A 17,253-nucleotide genomic window follows, 5' to 3' on the forward strand; every position below is an offset into this window, starting at 1 on the left:
GCTGCGGAGTCCAGTGGTCATGTCACGGGAGGTCGCAGAGTCGTCATGCGGTGCCATCTTCGGCAACAAAACGTTCGATTGACCCGTCGGCCTCGGCGCGCTGTCAGCATGGCCTACATATTCAACGCAAGGTCTCTGACCGACAGCAGGGAAACGAAGAGAGGAGGCGCATGATGACCGTCACATCACAGAAGACGCGGCAACAGCAGACAGAGCCGTCAGCGCCGAGTGGGCGGGAACCCGACGACGAGAGGCGAGACGAACGACCGGCGAAGCGCAGTGCGCAGGGCGACCCGGGCACTGCAGACAGTCTGAGGGTCGTGCCGATCAGACATTGGGGGCGATGGATCGTCTCTGCGGTGATCCTGTTTCTGGTCGCCCAGTTCGTCTGGTCGCTGTTCACGAACCGGCAGTACGGCTGGGATGTCTTCGCCGAGTACTTCTTCAACGATGCGGTGATCAAAGGGCTGTGGCTGACACTGTGGCTGACCGCGATCTCGATCGTCGGCGGCTTCGTCATCGGCACCGTGCTGGCGGTCTTCCGCCTGAGCAAGTCGCCGCTGCTGAACGCATTCGGCTACTGGTACATCTGGTTCTTCCGCTCTGTGCCGCTGCTGGTGCAGATTCTGGTGTGGTACAACCTCGGCTACCTCTATCCGACATTGGGCTTGGGAACGCCGTTCACCGACAACTACTGGATCGTCGAGTTTCCGACCACCACACTGCTGACCGCGTTCGCCGCTGTGGCGATCGGGCTGACGCTGCACCAGGCGGCCTATTCTGCCGAGATCATCCGCGGAGGGATTCTTTCGGTCGACAGCGGACAGACTGAGGCTGCGGCCGCGCTGGGGTTGCCCGCGCATGTGCGCTTCTTCCGAATCATCCTGCCGCAGGCTGCGCGTTCGATCATTCCGGCTGGCTTCAACGAGGTCATCGGGCAGGTCAAGGGCACATCCGTGGCCTTCGTCGTGGCGCTGCCTGAGCTGTTCTACACCGTGCAGGTCATCTACGGGCGCAACCAGCGGGTGATTCCGCTGCTGCTCGTGGCCGTGGTCTGGTACGCGATCATCACGACGGCCTTGTCGATCGTCCAGTTCTACGTCGAACGTCACTACGCCAAGGGCACAGTGCGAGAGCTGCCGCCGACACCCATTCAACGACTCCGGCGAGGCGTGACTGAGTTCTGGCGGCGTCTCGGTGACGACGCTGCCAGCGACAGTCAGACCCCGAGCGCGAAGACTCAGAAGGAGACCGCATGACCACCTCATCTGCTGCAGTGAGCGGCACCGCCCAGACCGACGACAGCCAGAGCGTCGACCGAGCGCCGACCGAAGGATTGGTCGAGATCGACGGCGTCTCGAAGTCGTACGGATCAGTGCAGGTGCTCAGAGACATCAGCCTGACCGTGCTCCCCGGCGAGGTCGTCTCGCTGATCGGGCCTTCCGGCTCGGGAAAATCTACCTTGCTGCGGGCGATCAATCATCTTGAGACCGTCGATCGGGGGTCGGTCACGGTCGACGGGCAGTACATCGGCTATGAGCGTCGCAGCGGTCTGCTCTACGAGCTGCCGGAACGCGAGGTGCTGCGCCGACGCACGCAAGTCGGCATCGTGTTCCAGGATTTCAACCTGTTTCCGAACCTCACCGTTCTCGAGAACATCACCATCGCTCCGATTTCGCTGAAGCGTGCCGATCGCGCCGCCGCAGAGCAGGAGGCACATCAGCTTCTCGAACGCGTGGGACTGGGCGACAAGGGTGACCGCTTTCCCCGACAGCTCTCTGGCGGCCAGCAGCAGCGTGTGGCGATCGCACGAGCGCTTGCCCTGCACCCCAAGGTGCTGCTCTTCGACGAGCCCACGAGCGCTCTTGACCCGGAGCTCGTCGGCGAAGTGCTCGAGGTCATCCGAGGACTCGCCAGTCAGGGCCGCACGCTCATCATCGTCACGCACGAGATCGGGTTCGCACGCGAGATCTCTGATCGCGTCGTCTTTCTCGAAGACGGGCAGATCGTCGAGACGGGAACGCCGGACGAGGTGATCGTCAACCCACGAAATCCTCGGACTCGCGCATTCGTCAACCGCGTTCTCTGAGCCGTTCAGCACTCGGCCAGCGGTCTGTCTCACGGCAGCGGCATGGCCCCTCACAACTCCATCAAACGCACTTCTGCGGAAAACGAAAGGTCAACATCATGGCTCTCAGCAAGAAACAGGGCGGGGTGCTGCTCGGCGCAGTCGCCGTCATCGCCGTCGCGGGCGTCGCCGTCGGCATCGGTCTCAGCGGGGCTCGGGGAAGCAACTCCGACACCGCCACAGAAGAGCAGGTCGCCCAGAAAGTGCAGTTCGACCTCACCTCGAAGAATGTCGAGGGGCGGCCGCACATCGACCCGGTGCCCGAAGCCGTCGCGGCGCTGAAAGAGAGCGGCTTCTCTCCGATCGAGGCAGGCAAACTCACTGTGGTCGGCACCGCTGGAGCCGGCGGTGCGCCACTCGGCGTGACTGCTTCGGACGACAACACGACGCGCATCGGCAGTGAGGCGGACTTCGGTGCGCTCATCGCCCAAGGCCTCGGCCTGGAATACCAGCAGGCCGTGACTTCGTGGGCAGACTGGCCGCTGGGCATTCAGTCGGGAAAGTACGACCTCGTGACGTCGAACGTCACCGTCACCGATGAACGCAAAGAGGTCTATGACTTCGCCACCTATCGAGTAGATCTGCTGGGGTTCTATGTGAAAGCGGACAGCCCCATCGAGAAGATCGACGGAGCCGACGACATCTCTGGTCTCAAGATCGTGGTCGGATCGGGTACCAACCAAGAAGAAGTGCTGCTCGCCTGGAATAAGGAGCTCGAATCCAAAGGCAAAGCCCCGGCCGAACTCGTCTATTATGACGACGACTCAGCAGCCACCCTGGCCATTCAGTCTGGTCGCGCTGACGCCACGTTCGGGCCGAACGCCACGGGATCGTTCAAAGCCAAGTCGACCGGCGAGACCAAACTGGTCGGCACGGTGAACGGCGGCTGGCCGCTCACCGCAGAGATCGCCGCGGCAACGAAGAAGGACAACGGCCTGATCAAGGCCGTCAACATCGTGCTGAACAAAGCGATAGAAGACGGCCAGTATCAGCAGATCCTGCAGCGTTGGGGGCTGGAGGCCGAAAGCGTCGAGTCATCGCAGATCAACCCGCCCGGGTTACCGAAAAAGTCCAAATGACAGACTCCTCAGCGCTGGCCGAAGATCACTTCGGCCAGCGCTGTCGTCGTCAGACGCACCGATTCGACGTCGACCCGTTCGTCGTTGCCGTGCAGCCGACGCCGGAACTCGGCGACGTCGATCTGCTTCGAGAACAGCCCGAACCCGTAGACGTTCGTGCCCGTCGGCCGCAGAAAACGGCCGTCGCTGCCGCCCGGCCCGATGACTGACGCCGGCACGGCATCCGGATAATGGCGACGGAAGACGTCGAGGATGCGCGCGTACATTGGCGTGTCGGTCGGAGTGATGTTGCCCGGTGAGAACTGGTCGCCGGTGATGCGCACGCAGTCTGCCCACGGCTTCAGCAGCCTTTCGAGCAGCCCGTCGACGTCTTCGGGCGTCTGGCCCGGCAGCACGCGTATGTCGAGATCGATTGTCGCGGTGCCCGGAATCACATTGTGCTTGTCTCCGGCGCGCAGAATGTTCGGCGAGACCGTCACTCGGGTCAGGGCGTGACCGAGGGGCGCCAGCGGGCCAAGCGCGGGCAGCGCACCGTCGAGGCGCGCCGGGTCGAGCAGACGCTCGGTGAGATCGGCGTCGAGCTGCAGAGCATGTACGAGACTCGCCCAGTGCGGCTGTACCACCGGAGGCGCCGGGTTGCGCAGCAGCTCGAGCACGATCTCGGCGGCGATGCCGGCGGCGTTGCGTGATCCCCATGGCACCGAGCCATGGCCGGGCACACCGGTGATGAGCAGGCGACGTGCAGCCTGCCCCTTCTCTCCGACGCCGACGGTGATGCCCGAGGCTGCGCTCTCCGGCCGCAGCAGCACGCCGCCCTGCTCGGTCAGCGCCTCGTCGGCGTGCAGCAGATCGGGCCGATGCTCGCTGATCCATTCGGCTCCGTACTTGCCGCCGGCCTCTTCGTCGGCGACGGCGGCGAGCACCAGATCGCCTGCAGGGCGGTGCCGTGGGTCGGCCGCGTGCCGAAAGACAGTCGCCATCGCCGCGGTCAGGGTGAGCATATCGATGGTACCCCGACCCCAGACCTCGCCGTCGATGAGCTCGCCCCCGAACGGGTCGTGCTGCCAGTGCTCGGCATCGGCCGGCACGACGTCGATGTGCCCGAGCAGACACAGCGATCTTGCGTTTGGGTCGCGTCCGGGAATGCGTGCGATGAGGGAGGCCCGACCGGCGTGCGGCTCGACGACTTCGCTGACCACGCCGGGCTGCTCGAGCGCGTCGCGCAGAAACGCCTGCAGCGTGCGCACGCTGGTGAGCTCCTGGCCCGAGTCGGGAGTGCCGTCGTTCACGGCGGCGTTGCGGACGAGACGCTGCAGCAGCTCGAGCGACTGCTGAGACATGGCGGAGAAGTCGTTCATGACATCTCACGATACCCTGCCGGTTGTTGCGCACTGTGACCGGTCGTTGCGGTGTGTGACCACAGGTCGGTGGTCGGTCGTGAGCCTGGTCTAGCCTCGCCGGAGGCATTCGAGAGACGACGAAAGGGAGCACACTCCATGAGCAGCACGTTCACCGTGGGTCTGCACATCGACGGAGCCGGTTCACACCCGGCTGCAGCCGCCGACGCGCTGGAGGCCGGCCATGACATCCTCAGTGCACGATGGGCGACACAGATCGTCGATCGTGCCGAGACCGCCGGGTTCAGCTACGCGACTTTCGCCGGTTCGCACCTGCCGCCCGCAGGTCCGGGCGCGCCCGCGACGACCGGGCGTATCGATGCGGTGCAGCAGGCCGCGTTCTCCGGGCCGCTGACCTCGCGAATCGGTCTGATTCCGCAGGTTCCGGTCACGTATCTCGAGCCGTTCCACACCGCCACACAGCTGGCGAGCGTCGACTACGCCTCTCGGGGCCGAGCCGGCTGGCTGGTCTCGGCCGAGAACTCCGTCGAGGCGGCCGCGCAGTTCGGCCGCACCGTGCTCGACGACGCGACGACGCCAACGGGGGAGTCTGAGCTGCAGCATGAGCTGCGCGACGTGGTGGCCGTCGGCCGGCGCCTCTGGGACACCTGGGAAGATGACGCCGTGATCCGGGACCTGCCCACAGGCCGTTATCTTGATCGCGACAAGGTGCACGACGCCGATTTCGCCGGTGCCTCGTTCAGTGTGCGGGGTGCTTCGATCGTTCCGCGGCCGCCGCAGGGCCAGCTGCCCGTGCTGGTGCCGGCGGCACGTGCCGCGATCGGCACGGAGCACGCGGTGTCGGCGGATGCCGTGCTGCTGCCCGCCTCGCGAGACCTCGCCGAGCAGGCACGTCGGCTGCGCCAGCAGGCCGCCACCGCATCCGCGGCGCCACAGATCATCGCCGATCTGCAGGTCGTGCTCGACTCCCGAGGCGAGTCGGCCACCGATCGACTCGCGCGACTCGACGGCGCCGCCGTCTGGGGCGACCCGGACGGCGCGCGTTTCGCCGGCACCGCAGACGAGCTGATCGAGAGAATCGAGCAGCTGGCGCACGTGGTCGACGGGGTGCGACTGATCCCGGCCGAGCTCGGGGCCGATCTCGACGAGCTGCGCTACGCGGTGCTGCCTGCGCTCATCGCGCGCGGAGTGGTCAGTGCGCCCACAGTCGGCACCACGCTCCGCGAGATCTTTGGTCTGCCGGCGGCTCATAACGCATTCGCGGTCGAACGCGATGGCGATCTGGCCGGCGACGACATCCGCATCACTGACAGTGCCGCGCTCGCGGGAAGGAACTGACCCATGACCAGCATCGCACCAACGGCGACACGGCATCCTGCCACCAAGCAGATCCAGTTCGGCGTCTTCTTTCAAGGCGTGAACTTCTCGACCATCTGGCATTGGCCCGAGAGCGGCGACCAGGTCGCCTTCGAATCGTTCCGCCGCGTCGCGCAGACCGCAGAGCGAGGCAACTTCGCGGCACTCTTCGTCGGCGAGGGGCTTCGTCTGCGCGAGCATCTCGGTCGGCTGCATGATCTCGACATCGCCGGTCGCCCGGATGCACAGACGCTCGACGCGGCGCTCGCCGCGGTCACTGAGCGCATCGGTCTCGTCGCGACCCAGAGCACGACGTTCAACGACCCCGCCGATCTCGCCTATCGTCTGGCCAGTCTGAACAGACTCAGCGGTGGGCGCAACGCCTGGAACATCGTCACCACGCACAATGCCTGGACCGGTGAGAACTTTCGCCGCGGCGGCTACCTCGACGGTGCCGACCGCTACCGGCACGCCGAGTCGTTCGTGCGTGCGGTCAAAGCGATCTGGCGGGCCGGCGGCGACCCCGATGCGGTGCCGGTTCGCTACCGAGACGAGTTCTACGACATCACGGTCGAACGCACGCTGCCGCTGGTCCGCGGCGGTCGCCCGGTGCTCTTTCAGGCCGGAGACTCGCCAGAGGGCCGCGACTTCGCCGCGCGACATGCCGATCTCATCTTCTCGGCGCATCCTGAGTTCCATGACGCCACGGCGTTCGCCGCAGACATCGCACACCGAGTCGAGGCCGCCGGCCGGCCGGCCGGGGCCGTGCGTGCGTTTCCCGGTTCGACGTTCGTGATCGGAGACACCGACGCCGAGGCCAGAGAGAAGTACCGCGAGGTGCGGCTTGCGCAGATCACCCCGCAGACGGCGATCGCCTATCTGGAGCAGTTCTGGGGGCGCGACCTGAGTGCCTACGACCCGGACGGGCCGCTGCCCGAGCTCGACCCGGCCGTCGAGGTCTCGAACGAGACGCGTGGTGCGGGCTTCCAGAACGCCCGAGCCCGAGAGGTGGCTGCCGAGTGGCGCAAGCAGGCCCACGAGAACGACTGGAGCATCCGGGACTTCGTCATTCAGCACACGGCTCGAGGCAATGACGACAACGGCTTCGTGGGCAGTGTGCAGACCATCGCCGACAGCCTCCAGCGTTACGCCGAGACCGGCATCGTCGCAGGCTTCAACATCACGCCGTACCTCACGCCGACGGGTCTCGACGACATCGTCAACAAACTCGTGCCCGAGTTGCAGAGCCGCGGCGTCTATCCGTCTGAGTACGCCGGCAGCACGCTGCGCGAGCATCTCGGGCTGTCGCCCGAGTTCGCACCCGAGCTCGTCGCGGTCTGAGAGCTCCTCGACAGCCGCACGGCACAGCGCTCGAAGAGCGCGTCAGCGTTTCGGCTGCGGCGCCAGGTGCCTGGCGAGATATCGGCCAGTGAGCGAGTCAGGGTCGTGTGCGATCTGGTCGGCGGTGCCGCAGGCGACGATGCGTCCGCCCGCCGTGCCGCCGCCCGGCCCCATGTCGACCACGAAGTCGGCATTGGCGATCATGTCGAGGTCGTGCTCGATGACGATCACCGTGGCTCCGCGCGCGGTCAGCCGGTCCAGCACGTGCAGCAGCGTGCGCACGTCGAGCGGGTGCAGCCCGACGCTCGGCTCGTCGAGCACGAACACGGCGTCTGACTGGTCGCGGTGCAGCTGGTTGACGAGCTTGAGCCGCTGCGCCTCGCCGCCCGAGAGCGCCGGCGTCGCCTCGCCCAGCGTGAGGTAGCCCAGGCCGAGGTCGTCGAACGCCCGCAGTCGCCGGGTGACCTTCGGCAGACTCGTCACCGTCGTGATGGCCTCGCGAATGGTGAGACCCAAGAGGTGCGGCAGCGACTGCCCGTCGATCAGGTAGCCGTCGGCGGCCGGGGCGAAGCGCGACCCGTGGCAGTCGGGGCAGGGGATGTCGATGTCGGGCAGAAACTGCACGTCGAGTGACACCTGACCGGTGCCCTCGCATCGCGGGCAGGCGAGCGAGCCGGTGTTGTATGAGAAGTCGGATGCGGTGCGGCCGTCCGCCTGCGCCCGCTCGGTGGCGGCGTAGGCCTTGCGCAGCTCGTCCATCACGCCGGAATAGGTGGCCACGGTCGAGCGCACGTTGATGCCGATCGGCGTCGCGTCGACGACGTGTGCGGTGGCGATGCCCGGCGCCGAGATCGCGCGCACATGCGCCGGCAGCCTGGTTCCGGCGGTCGAGGCCGCGATCGCCGGCACCAGCGACTCGAGCACCAGTGTCGTCTTTCCCGACCCCGAGACCCCGGTGACGGCGGTGAGTCGCCCGCGCGGAATGCGCACCTGGAGAGGATGCACGGTGTGGACCGCCTCAGTGGCCATCTCGATGGCGCCGAGGGCGAAGACGTCGCCGGCGGCCGGTCGCTCGCGCACGACGACCGGCTCGGCGCCGGTCAGAAAGCCGGCGAGCCGAGACCCACGCCCGATCGGCTGGTCGTCGTCATGCGGGCCGCCTGCGGCATCCGTCGTCGCCGCCTCGGGGCGCTGCGAGGCGACCAGATCGTCGACGCTGCCCTGGGCGATCACACGACCGCCCTCTCGGCCCGAGCCCGGCCCGATCTCGATCAGCTGCGAGGCTTCGCGCAGCACCTGCACGTCGTGATCGACGAACACCACCGAGTTGCCGTCGGTGAGCAGATCGTGCATCACGCCGACGAGACCCTCGACGTTGGCGGGATGCAGCCCGATCGACGGCTCGTCGAGCACGTACAGCACGCCGGTGGTGCGATTGCGCACGGCGCGAGCCAGCTGCACGCGCTGGCGCTCGCCGGTCGAGAGCGTCGACGCCGCCCGGTCGAGCGTGAGGTAGTCGAGGCCCAGCTGCATCAGGCGCTGCGCCATCTCGGCGAGGGTGTCGATCAGGCTGTGCGCCATGGGCTGCATGTCATCGGGCAGGGTGTCGAACACGTTCGGCACCCAGTCGAGCACCTCAGCCAGCGTCATCCCGGTGACCTCGGCCAGGTTGCGCTCGCCGATGCGCGGAGCCCGTGCGGCCGCGCTCAGTCGGGTGCCGTGGCAGTCGGGGCAGGTGCGTTCGGTGAGAAAGCGAGCGACGCGTTTGAGGCGGCGCTCGTCGCTGGCCCGTTCCAGCTCTTTGGTGACAGTGAGACGCGCGTTGCGAAAAGTGAAGTCGAGCTCGTGCACGCCTTTGCGGCTGGTGACCGTGATGTGCTTCTTCTCTTCGGGGCCGGTGAGCACGATCTCGCGCTCGTGGTCGGTCAGATCGCGCCAGGGCACGTCGGTGCGCACGCCGAATTCGCGGGCGATCGCAGGCTGCACGTTGAAGCCGAACATGTTCCACGGCACCACGGCACCCTCATCAAGGGTCTTGCCGGGGTCTGGCACCAGAGCATGGTCGTCGACGTCGCGCACGACGCCGGTGCCCTGGCAGCGCGGGCAGGCTCCAGCCGAATTGAAGGCGAGCGCCTCGGCACCTGGAGCCTGGACGGTCGCGCCGCACACGGGGCAGACGATCGGCCGTTCAGCCGCGACGTCGATGGTCGGCGGCACGTGGTGGCCGTTGGGGCAGACGTGACTGGCAAGACGCGAGAACATCAGTCGCAGTACGTTGAGCAGCTCGCTGGAGGTGCCGAAAGTCGAGCGCACGCCGGGAACGCCGGGACGCTGTCGCAGCGCGAGCGCGGCGGGCACGTGGTCGACTGCGTCGACGGCCGCTCGCGGGGCCTGCGACATGCGCCGCCGCGTGTAGGTCGAGAGGGCCTCGATGTAGCGACGTGAGCCTTCGGCGTAGAGCACGCCCAGCGCGAGCGACGACTTGCCCGAGCCCGAGACGCCGGCGATGCCGATCAGTTGGTGCAGCGGTACGTCGACGTCGACGTCGCGCAGGTTGTTCACGCGTGCGCCTCGCACGCTGATGTGATCGGGCAGCTCGGCGAGCGGTGCGAGGAGGCCTCGGTCGCGCCCGTCGTGGTGCCCGCTGACTGTTTCGCTCGCGTCATGATGCGCGACGGCATGCTGAGAGGGCTTCATCGACTTCACGATAGTCACGAATGCTCTGTGCGGCACCCGCGAAATCGAGACGGCCGGCCCGCTCGCTGCGGGGAGTCGCTCAGTGCGTCGGCTCGGTCGCAGCGAGGTCGTCGAGCCGCACCGCCGGCGCCGGGTGGTACTGCTGCGCCCAGACGATGCGCTCCAGCTGCTTCGCCTGCCTGCCGCGATCGCTCTCGCTCAGATCACGCACCCGCGGTCCCGTCGGCACGATGCGCTTCTCGAAGGCGAGATGCACGACCTTCTCAGGGTCTTCGTCGACGTCGAACAGCGGGGTGAACCCGGTGCGCAGGTAGAGCTGCTTCGCCTCGGGCTGTCGCGGCCCGGTGGTCAGGTAGACCCGGGAGTAGCCGCGTGCCGCGGCCTCGACGTCGAGCGCGGCGAGCACACGTCGCGACAGGCCCTGTCGGCGGTGCGCCGACGAAGTCCAGATGCGTTTGTACTCGACGGTGCGGTCATCGAGGTGCATGAACGCACCGCCGGCGACCGGCACGCCGCTGCGCACGATCAGCAGGGCGAGGCCGAGCGGCGGTTCGAAGACGAACGGCGGGTACAGCTCGATCTCGCTGGGTGCGTCGCGGGGCTGATCGAAGCCATGATAGTCGGCGTAGCGCGTCGAGTACTCGTGGTCGAGCTCGTCGAGCAGAGGCTGCGAGATCGGGTCGGCCAACGAGACGACGACGATCTGATCGGTCTGCACATCTGTCATGCAGGGAATGCTAAACGGCAGACGGGCCTCGAACTCGGCGTGTGACGCTGCGTGTCGTCTCGACTGGGGAGCACCGCTCGACGCACATAGCCTTGGGCTGTTCTCGCCGCAGACGCCCTCGGCGAGCGCGTCGAAAAGAGGGGAGCCCCATGAGCGCACATCGCACGCTCGTGCTGATCGGCGGTGGCCCGCGAGCCATCGGCGTTCTGGAACGCCTGGTCGAGAACGGACGCCGTGACGCCGCGGCCTCGACGCTCGACGTGCACCTCGTCGACCCGTATCGCATCGGTCCGGGGCGCATCTGGCGCCGTGAGCAGTCGGCCGAGCTGCGTCTCAACTCGCTCGCCGGCGAGGTCTCGCTCTTCAGCGACCGCTCGTCGACCTTCGCCGGGCCGATCGCCCCCGGCCCCAGCCTGTACGAGTGGGCTCATCAGGTGCATGCGGGAACCCTTCGCCTGTCGGCGGCGCTGACCGCCGACATAGACGACGGTGTGCGCGCCGAGATCGCACGGATCACTCCGCGCAGCTTTCCCAGCCGCCGACTGCAGAGCCACTACCTGCGGTGGTTCTACGAGCGTGCGCGCGACCGGGCGCCGAGCGGCTGGCGCGTGATCGAGCATCGCGGCACGGTGGTCGGCGTGCATGATGCGGATGCCGGCGCCGGCCACGAGCTCGACGTGACAGTTGCCGAGGGCACTGGTCGAGATGCAGACGTACGTTCCGTGATCGCGGCAGACGCGGTGCTCTACGCGATCGGCCACGTTGACGCGCAGGTTGCACCTCGGCATCGTGCGATTGCACAGCAGGCCGCGGCACACGGGCTGCGCTACCAACCGCCCGGCTATGCCTCAGACGTCGACCTCGACGGCCTGACCGCACACGACACGGTGCTGCTGCGAGGCGCCGGGCTCAGCTTCATCGACCTCGTCGTCAGGCTCACCGTCGATCGAGGCGGCCATTATGCGTTCGATCCCGACAAACCGCTCGGCCAACGGGTGACCTACGTCGCCAGCGGTCGCGAGCCTCGCATCCTGACCGGATCACGTCGAGGCGTGCCCTATCATGCCAAGACGACCTCACGGGTGCAGGGTGAGGATCACGGCTTCGCGACGACGTTCTTCACCACAGAGTGGCTGCGACACCATCTCGATGCGCACCTCGAAGCGTGGCAGCGCGTCGACTTCGTCGCCGACGTGTGGCCATGGGTGCAGGGCGAGTTGGGGTATGCCTACTACCGCGAGCTGTTCAGCGGTCATCCCGATCGTGTGCGTGGCAGCTGGGCTGAGCTGCGACAGCTCGTGCAGGCGGCCGGCGGCGTCGGCACCCCGGTTGTCGACGCCTGGCTGCGTGCACGGGTCGACGACGACGACCGACTCGACCTGGCGCGGCTGCAGCATCCGTTGGCAGAGGTGCGGGCCGAGAGCCCCAAAGCGCTCGGCGCCCGTCTGCGCACGTATCTGCTTGACGACCTGCGGAGACACGAGACCGACGAACACAGCGAACAGACCGCACTGGTGCAGGCGATCATCGGCTGCACCTTCGTGCTCGCCGAGACGCTCGACCACCCGGCTTGGAGCGACGCCGCGCAGGCGGCGCAGTTCACCGGCTTCTGGCAGAACCTGTTCAGCTTCATCGCGAGCGGCCCACCCGGCGAACGCCTTGAACTGCTGCTGGCGCTTGCCGACGCCGGCGTGCTGGAGTTCCTCGGCTCTATCGATGATGTGCAGCCGACCGCCGGCGGGTATGAGGTGCACAGCCGTACGCTCGACGAGCGACGCACGGCCGACGTGCTGATCGAGGCGTACCAGCCGCAGTGCTCGGTGTCGGCCTCGGCGAACCCGGCGCTCGGCGACCTGCATCGCACCGGTCTCGGCCACGAACGTCGTCTGCGCGTCGACGGTCGTGCGGCGACCAACGGCAAACTCGTCGTCGCGCCGGCGTCGTTCCGTGTGGTCGCAGCAGATGGCCACGCGCTGCCGAATCGGTGGGCGCTGGGGGAGTTCACCGACGTGGGGCGGCCGGCCGCCTTCGCACGCCCCGACACGAACGCGCCGAGCTTCAGATATAACGACCGGGTCGCACGGGCGATGCTCGCATCAGTCGGTCTGCTCGACGCGACCATGGCATCCTCATGTGACTCAACGCATTCGACGAGCATAAAGGAGACCACACACCATGACCGACAACCTACCGCTGCGACGCCTGGGCTTTCTCACGATCGGGCTCTTCGACGAGAAGAACCCGCGCGGCGGGCATGAGACCACGCTTGAGGTGATCGAGCGCGGCGAACGGCTGGGCTACGACAGCGCCTGGCTGCGACAGCGTCATCTGCAGTACGGCATCTCGTCGCCGGTCGCGGTCATGGCCGCTGCGACGCAGCGCACCTCGCGCATCGAGCTGGGCACCGCGGTCATCCCACTCGGCGCAGAGAACCCGCTGCGTCTGGCCGAAGATTTGGCCACCGTCGACGTGCTGTCGGGCGGTCGGGTGAACCCCGGCGTGAGTGTCGGGCGGCCGTTTCACTATGATGACTGGAAGCACGCGCTCTATCCAGACACCTTTGACGATGAAGACTTCACCTATCGACGCGTCGAACGACTGATCGAGGCGGTGCGTGGCGACCGCGTCAGCGAGTTCTCGGGCGCCGACGGCATCGTCGAAGAATACTCTGATCACGTGCAGCCGCATGCCGCGGGGCTCGTCGATCGGCTCTGGTACGGCGCCGGATCGGAGCGCTCGGTGCGCTGGGCGGCCGAGCACGGCCTCAATCTGCTCACGTCGAGCGTGATCAGCGGCGAGCTCGGCGACAACTTCGACGAGAACCAGCGGCATCAGATCGAGGTCTACCGCGAGAACTACCAGGGAACCGGGGCGCCCCGTGTGTCGCAGGGGCTCGTGGTGATTCCCACCGACAACGCGACGTCGGATCAGGTGCGCAAGTACGAGGAGTATGTCGAGCGACGACTGCCGCGCACGACCTCTGGGCACGGTCCGAAGAACACACTCTTCTCTCGCGACCTGGTCGGCACCTCGGCGCAGATCGCCGAGCGGTTGGACGAACTGCAGGCGTTTCGACTTGTCGACGAGGTGGCATTCGCACTGCCGTTCAGCTTCGAACAGGCCGACTACGACCAGTTGATTGAAGACATCGCAGGCGAACTCGGCCCGCGTCTGGGCTGGCAGCCCCGCGTCTAGCAGATTCCTGTGAACACGAGCGGGCCTGCGAAGGCCACGGAATAACGGGGCCGTCGACTCGTTCAATTTCTTGAAGCATCAACAATTTCTGACAGAAAGGCTCGTCATGACGACCATCAGCATCTTCGGCGGAACCGGCTACACCGGCGGAAACATCGCGAAGGAAGCCGCATCACGCGGCATCAGCGTGATCTCGTATTCTCGCCACCTGCCGGCCGACGACGCTCGCACAGACGGCGTCGACTACCGCACCGGGTCGCTCTTCGATGAGGCCGTGGTGCGCTCGGCAGTCGATGCGAGCGACGTGGTCGTCGTGGCGCTGCCGGCACGCGAGATCGACGGGCGCAAGCTCATCGAGGCGATTCCCGAGGTGACCGCGGCTGTGGCCGCCGCAGGCAAGCGTCTGGGCGTCGTCGGCGGCGCCGGGTCGCTGAACGTCTCAGAGGGCGGCCCCAAGGTGCTCGACACCCCGGAGTTCCCGGACGCCTTCAAAGAGGAGGCCGGTAACCACGGGAAGGTCCTCGATCTGCTGCGCACAGAGCCGAACGACGTCGACTGGTTCTACCTGAGCCCTTCGGGCGAGTACGGTTCGTTCAACCCCGGCGAGCACACCGGCACGTTCCGCCTCGGCGGCGACGTGCTGCTCACCACCGACGACGGTCACTCGTTCATCTCGGGTGCTGACTACGCACAGGCCTTCGTCGACGAGATCGAGCATCCGGCGCACAGCCGTCAGCGTTTCACCGTCGGGTACTGACAGCGGCCTCGACACCTCAGCGCTGTGTGCACACGTGGTGACCGGGCGACCCCGTCAGGTCGTCGTTCGGCACCACGCCCGTGCGCTGTGAGCGTACCCGGTGGAAGGTCGTCGATCGCAGCGATAATCTTTTTGCTGGGAATCCACGGCCACGGTCGCATGAGCACCCGCACGCCGCGTCACCTGTTCAGAGAAGAAGAGAGGCCCACCAGACATGTCCATTGCAACCGTCAACCCCACCACGGGTGCCGTCGAGAAGTCGTTCGACGAGATCGACGACGCCGAGCTCGAACGCCGCCTGCAGGTCGCGCATGACGCCTGGCTCGCTCATCGCAAGACCACGTTCGCAGAGCGCTCGGCGTTCCTGCTGAAGGCCGCCGACCTGCTCGACGCCGATGCCGAGACGCTCGGCCGCACCATCACCGTCGAGATGGGCAAGCCGCTGGCGCAGGCCGTCGGCGAGGTGCACAAGTCTGCCAAGGCGCTGCGCTTCTACGCTGAGAAGGCCGAGGGGTTCCTCGCCCCCGAACCGCTCGACGATCCGTCGATCGTCGACGCCAAGCAGGCGTTCTCGGTCTTTCAGCCGATCGGCCCCGTGCTTGCGGTGATGCCGTGGAACTACCCGGTCTGGCAGGTCATCCGATTCGCGGCTCCGGCCATCATGGCCGGCAATGTCGGGCTGCTGAAGCACGCATCGAACGTTCCGCAGACCGCGGTGTACCTCGAAGAGCTCTTCCTGCGCGCCGGCCTTCCCGAGGGCGTCTTCCAGACCCTGCTGATCGGGGCACGCCGCGTCGAGAAGGTCATTCGTGACACTCGCGTCGCCGCTGTCACGCTGACCGGCAGCGAGCCTGCGGGCCGTTCGGTCGCCTCCATCGCCAGTGACGAGGTTAAGAAGAGCGTGCTCGAACTGGGCGGCTCTGACCCCTTCGTCGTCATGCCGTCGGCCGATCTCGACCAGGCGGTCGCGAGTGCAGTGACCGCACGCGTCTCGAACAACGGCCAGGCCTGCATCAACGCGAAGCGCTTCATCGTGCACGCCGATGTCTACCATGAGTTCCTTGAGAAGTTCGTTGACGCGTTCTCCAAGCTGCGTCTCGGCGACCCGCTCGACGCCGCCACCGACATCGGTCCGGTGTCGACCGAGCAGGGGCGCGAAGACCTGGTCGAGCTGATCGAGGATGCCAAAGCCAACGGCGCCAGCGTGCTCGTCGGCGGCAGCGTGCCCGAGGGCGACGGCTGGTTCGTCGAGCCCACGGTGATCGCCGACCTGACTCCCAAGGCGCGTCTGTTCTACGAAGAGGCGTTCGGCCCAGTGGCATCGGTCTACAAGGTCTCGAACCTCGACGAGGCGATCGATCTGGCGAACGACACGCCCTTCGGTCTGGGCTCCGCGGCGTGGACCAACGACGAGGCCGAGCAGCAGCGTTTCATCGCCGAGCTCGATGCAGGTAGCGTCGTGATCAACAGCTCGACGATCTCGTACCAGGAGCTGCCCTTCGGCGGCACGAAACGGTCGGGCTACGGCCGCGAGCTCGCCGCAGAGGGCATCCGCGAGTTCACGAATCTGAAGTCGGTGCGCGTCTGCTGATCTGAGTCGGCCGCATCCGAACGCCCCGTGGCGTCGGCATCACATGATGCCGGTGCTGCGGGGCGTTCTCTGTGAGGGGTCGACAGAGGTACTGTCTCGCCCCGCAGGTCACAGTGGTTCGCCCCGCAGATCACAGTGGCGGCACAGCCGGCCGCCCTAAAGTTGCAGGTACAAACAACGTGCATGCGCGGTCTGAGACAGCGAGACATGATCAGGCTGCTGCCCGACGAGCAGAAGGAGCACACGATGCCCGCCACCTCCTCCCATGAACCGACTCCGGCATCCGACGAGGCCTCAGCAGATGGCCAGTCGAAGACGAGTCCCATACGTCGGCGCCGGGTGTGGGGCTGGACGATCGGCGTCGTCGTCGTGCTCGCCGCCGCCGCACTCATCTGGGGTCCGTCGGTCTATCGGGCGGCATTCGTCGCCCCAGCTGCCGAGAGCCCGATGGACGAGCTGCAGAACGATTCGTCAGGTGTGCAGGCCTCGCCGGTCGCAGCCGGGCAGTGGTCGGTCGCATCCGGGTCATACGCCGGCTACCGCCTCGACGAGGTGCTGCGGGGCGAGAACGTCACCGTGACCGCACGCACCCAACAGGTCACCGGCACGGCCGAGATCACGGCGACGCAGCTCACGGCAGCGCAGCTCAGCGTCGACGTCGGCTCCATCGCGAGCGATGCCGATGCGCGCGACCGCTACTTTCGCACGCAGGCCGTCGACGTGAGTCAGCATCCGACAGCGACGTTCACCCTGACGCAGCCCGCCGACATCGCCGACGCAGGCGGTGCCAGGCAGGAGTCGGTGCGACTGCATGGCGATCTCGAGATCAACGGCGTTCGACAGGCGGTGACTGTGGATGCCACCGTCGCCTCTGATGGCACCGGTGTGCGCGTCGCCGGGCAGATTCCGATCGTGTTCGCCGACTACGGGGTGCAGGCGCCGAATCTCGGCTTCGTCGCCGTCGAAGACCACGGATTCGTCGAGTTCTCGACCGTGCTGAGCCACGTCAGCTGATCGTCTCGGC

13 protein-coding genes are annotated in these 17,253 nt (G+C 66.9%); 10 read left to right on the top strand and 3 right to left on the bottom strand.

What is annotated here, in order from left to right:
* Positions 1 to 173: 173 nt before the first annotated feature.
* From F8O08_RS00990 to F8O08_RS01000, 3 genes are all read left to right on the top strand, one after another.
* Entirely contained in the window at positions 174 to 1,259 is a 1,086-nt protein-coding gene (locus tag F8O08_RS00990) for an amino acid ABC transporter permease (protein WP_158042337.1), read from the top strand.
* The gene (locus tag F8O08_RS00995; RefSeq protein WP_158038518.1) at positions 1,256 to 2,089 is read left to right on the top strand and encodes an amino acid ABC transporter ATP-binding protein; all 834 of its coding nucleotides are present in this window, start codon (positions 1,256 to 1,258) and stop codon (positions 2,087 to 2,089) included. Before F8O08_RS00990 ends, F8O08_RS00995 begins: the two co-directional genes overlap by 4 nt.
* Before the next feature lie 98 nt (positions 2,090 to 2,187).
* A complete protein-coding gene (locus tag F8O08_RS01000) occupies positions 2,188 to 3,207 on the top strand; it encodes an ABC transporter substrate-binding protein (protein WP_158038517.1) in 1,020 nt (339 codons plus the stop codon).
* A gap of 8 nt (positions 3,208 to 3,215) precedes the next feature.
* On the opposite strand, the gene F8O08_RS01005 is transcribed toward F8O08_RS01000, so the two are convergent.
* Positions 3,216 to 4,565 (bottom strand): M20/M25/M40 family metallo-hydrolase, encoded by a 1,350-nt coding sequence (locus F8O08_RS01005; protein ID WP_158042338.1) that lies wholly within the window; start codon positions 4,563 to 4,565, stop codon positions 3,216 to 3,218.
* A gap of 138 nt (positions 4,566 to 4,703) precedes the next feature.
* Between F8O08_RS01005 and F8O08_RS01010 the strand changes: the two genes are divergently transcribed.
* Both F8O08_RS01010 and F8O08_RS01015 read left to right on the top strand, forming a co-directional pair.
* Positions 4,704 to 5,903 (top strand): LLM class flavin-dependent oxidoreductase, encoded by a 1,200-nt coding sequence (locus F8O08_RS01010; protein ID WP_158042339.1) that lies wholly within the window; start codon positions 4,704 to 4,706, stop codon positions 5,901 to 5,903.
* Between the two features lie 3 nt (positions 5,904 to 5,906).
* Positions 5,907 to 7,262 (top strand): NtaA/DmoA family FMN-dependent monooxygenase, encoded by a 1,356-nt coding sequence (locus F8O08_RS01015; RefSeq protein ID WP_158038514.1) that lies wholly within the window; start codon positions 5,907 to 5,909, stop codon positions 7,260 to 7,262.
* 42 nt (positions 7,263 to 7,304) lie between these two features.
* On the opposite strand, the gene F8O08_RS01020 is transcribed toward F8O08_RS01015, so the two are convergent.
* Both F8O08_RS01020 and F8O08_RS01025 read right to left on the bottom strand, forming a co-directional pair.
* Complete coding sequence (locus F8O08_RS01020) at positions 7,305 to 9,977, bottom strand: excinuclease ABC subunit UvrA (RefSeq protein WP_225733525.1); 2,673 nt, start codon at positions 9,975 to 9,977, stop codon at positions 7,305 to 7,307.
* 61 nt (positions 9,978 to 10,038) lie between these two features.
* The gene (locus F8O08_RS01025; RefSeq protein WP_158038513.1) at positions 10,039 to 10,686 is read right to left on the bottom strand and encodes a GNAT family N-acetyltransferase; all 648 of its coding nucleotides are present in this window, start codon (positions 10,684 to 10,686) and stop codon (positions 10,039 to 10,041) included.
* 149 nt (positions 10,687 to 10,835) lie between these two features.
* Here F8O08_RS01025 and F8O08_RS01030 point away from each other — a divergent pair, with 149 nt between their 5' ends.
* The 5 genes from F8O08_RS01030 (at position 10,836) to F8O08_RS01050 (ending at position 17,243) form a co-directional block, all read left to right on the top strand.
* Positions 10,836 to 12,944, top strand: coding sequence for an FAD/NAD(P)-binding protein (locus tag F8O08_RS01030; protein ID WP_158038512.1), 2,109 nt, complete (start codon positions 10,836 to 10,838; stop codon positions 12,942 to 12,944).
* A complete protein-coding gene (locus tag F8O08_RS01035; RefSeq protein ID WP_158038511.1) occupies positions 12,862 to 13,881 on the top strand; it encodes an LLM class flavin-dependent oxidoreductase in 1,020 nt (339 codons plus the stop codon). Before F8O08_RS01030 ends, F8O08_RS01035 begins: the two co-directional genes overlap by 83 nt.
* Before the next feature lie 106 nt (positions 13,882 to 13,987).
* Complete coding sequence (locus F8O08_RS01040; RefSeq protein WP_158038510.1) at positions 13,988 to 14,638, top strand: NAD(P)-dependent oxidoreductase; 651 nt, start codon at positions 13,988 to 13,990, stop codon at positions 14,636 to 14,638.
* Positions 14,639 to 14,852: 214 nt separating this feature from the next.
* The gene (locus tag F8O08_RS01045) at positions 14,853 to 16,229 is read left to right on the top strand and encodes an aldehyde dehydrogenase family protein (protein ID WP_158038509.1); all 1,377 of its coding nucleotides are present in this window, start codon (positions 14,853 to 14,855) and stop codon (positions 16,227 to 16,229) included.
* A gap of 183 nt (positions 16,230 to 16,412) precedes the next feature.
* Entirely contained in the window at positions 16,413 to 17,243 is an 831-nt protein-coding gene (locus F8O08_RS01050; RefSeq protein ID WP_225733476.1) for a YceI family protein, read from the top strand.
* Positions 17,244 to 17,253 lie beyond the last annotated feature (10 nt).

Origin of the sequence: Pseudoclavibacter sp. CFCC 13611 (assembly GCF_008831225.1) — a bacterium.
In the GTDB taxonomy this organism is placed as follows: Bacteria; Actinomycetota; Actinomycetes; order Actinomycetales; family Microbacteriaceae; genus Pseudoclavibacter_A.

What these genes read in the sequence shown, in the direction of transcription:
- F8O08_RS01035 (WP_158038511.1), top strand. Translation starts at nt 12,862, where the DNA reads ATGACCGACAACCTACCGCTGCGACGCCTGGGCTTTCTCACGATCGGG.
- F8O08_RS01050 (WP_225733476.1), top strand. Translation starts at nt 16,413, where the DNA reads ATGCGCGGTCTGAGACAGCGAGACATGATCAGGCTGCTGCCCGACGAG.
- F8O08_RS01025 (WP_158038513.1), bottom strand. Translation starts at nt 10,686, where the DNA reads ATGACAGATGTGCAGACCGATCAGATCGTCGTCGTCTCGTTGGCCGAC.
- F8O08_RS01005 (WP_158042338.1), bottom strand. Translation starts at nt 4,565, where the DNA reads ATGAACGACTTCTCCGCCATGTCTCAGCAGTCGCTCGAGCTGCTGCAG.
- F8O08_RS01010 (WP_158042339.1), top strand. Translation starts at nt 4,704, where the DNA reads ATGAGCAGCACGTTCACCGTGGGTCTGCACATCGACGGAGCCGGTTCA.
- F8O08_RS00995 (WP_158038518.1), top strand. Translation starts at nt 1,256, where the DNA reads ATGACCACCTCATCTGCTGCAGTGAGCGGCACCGCCCAGACCGACGAC.
- F8O08_RS01030 (WP_158038512.1), top strand. Translation starts at nt 10,836, where the DNA reads ATGAGCGCACATCGCACGCTCGTGCTGATCGGCGGTGGCCCGCGAGCC.
- F8O08_RS01015 (WP_158038514.1), top strand. Translation starts at nt 5,907, where the DNA reads ATGACCAGCATCGCACCAACGGCGACACGGCATCCTGCCACCAAGCAG.
- F8O08_RS01045 (WP_158038509.1), top strand. Translation starts at nt 14,853, where the DNA reads ATGTCCATTGCAACCGTCAACCCCACCACGGGTGCCGTCGAGAAGTCG.
- F8O08_RS01000 (WP_158038517.1), top strand. Translation starts at nt 2,188, where the DNA reads ATGGCTCTCAGCAAGAAACAGGGCGGGGTGCTGCTCGGCGCAGTCGCC.
- F8O08_RS00990 (WP_158042337.1), top strand. Translation starts at nt 174, where the DNA reads ATGACCGTCACATCACAGAAGACGCGGCAACAGCAGACAGAGCCGTCA.
- F8O08_RS01040 (WP_158038510.1), top strand. Translation starts at nt 13,988, where the DNA reads ATGACGACCATCAGCATCTTCGGCGGAACCGGCTACACCGGCGGAAAC.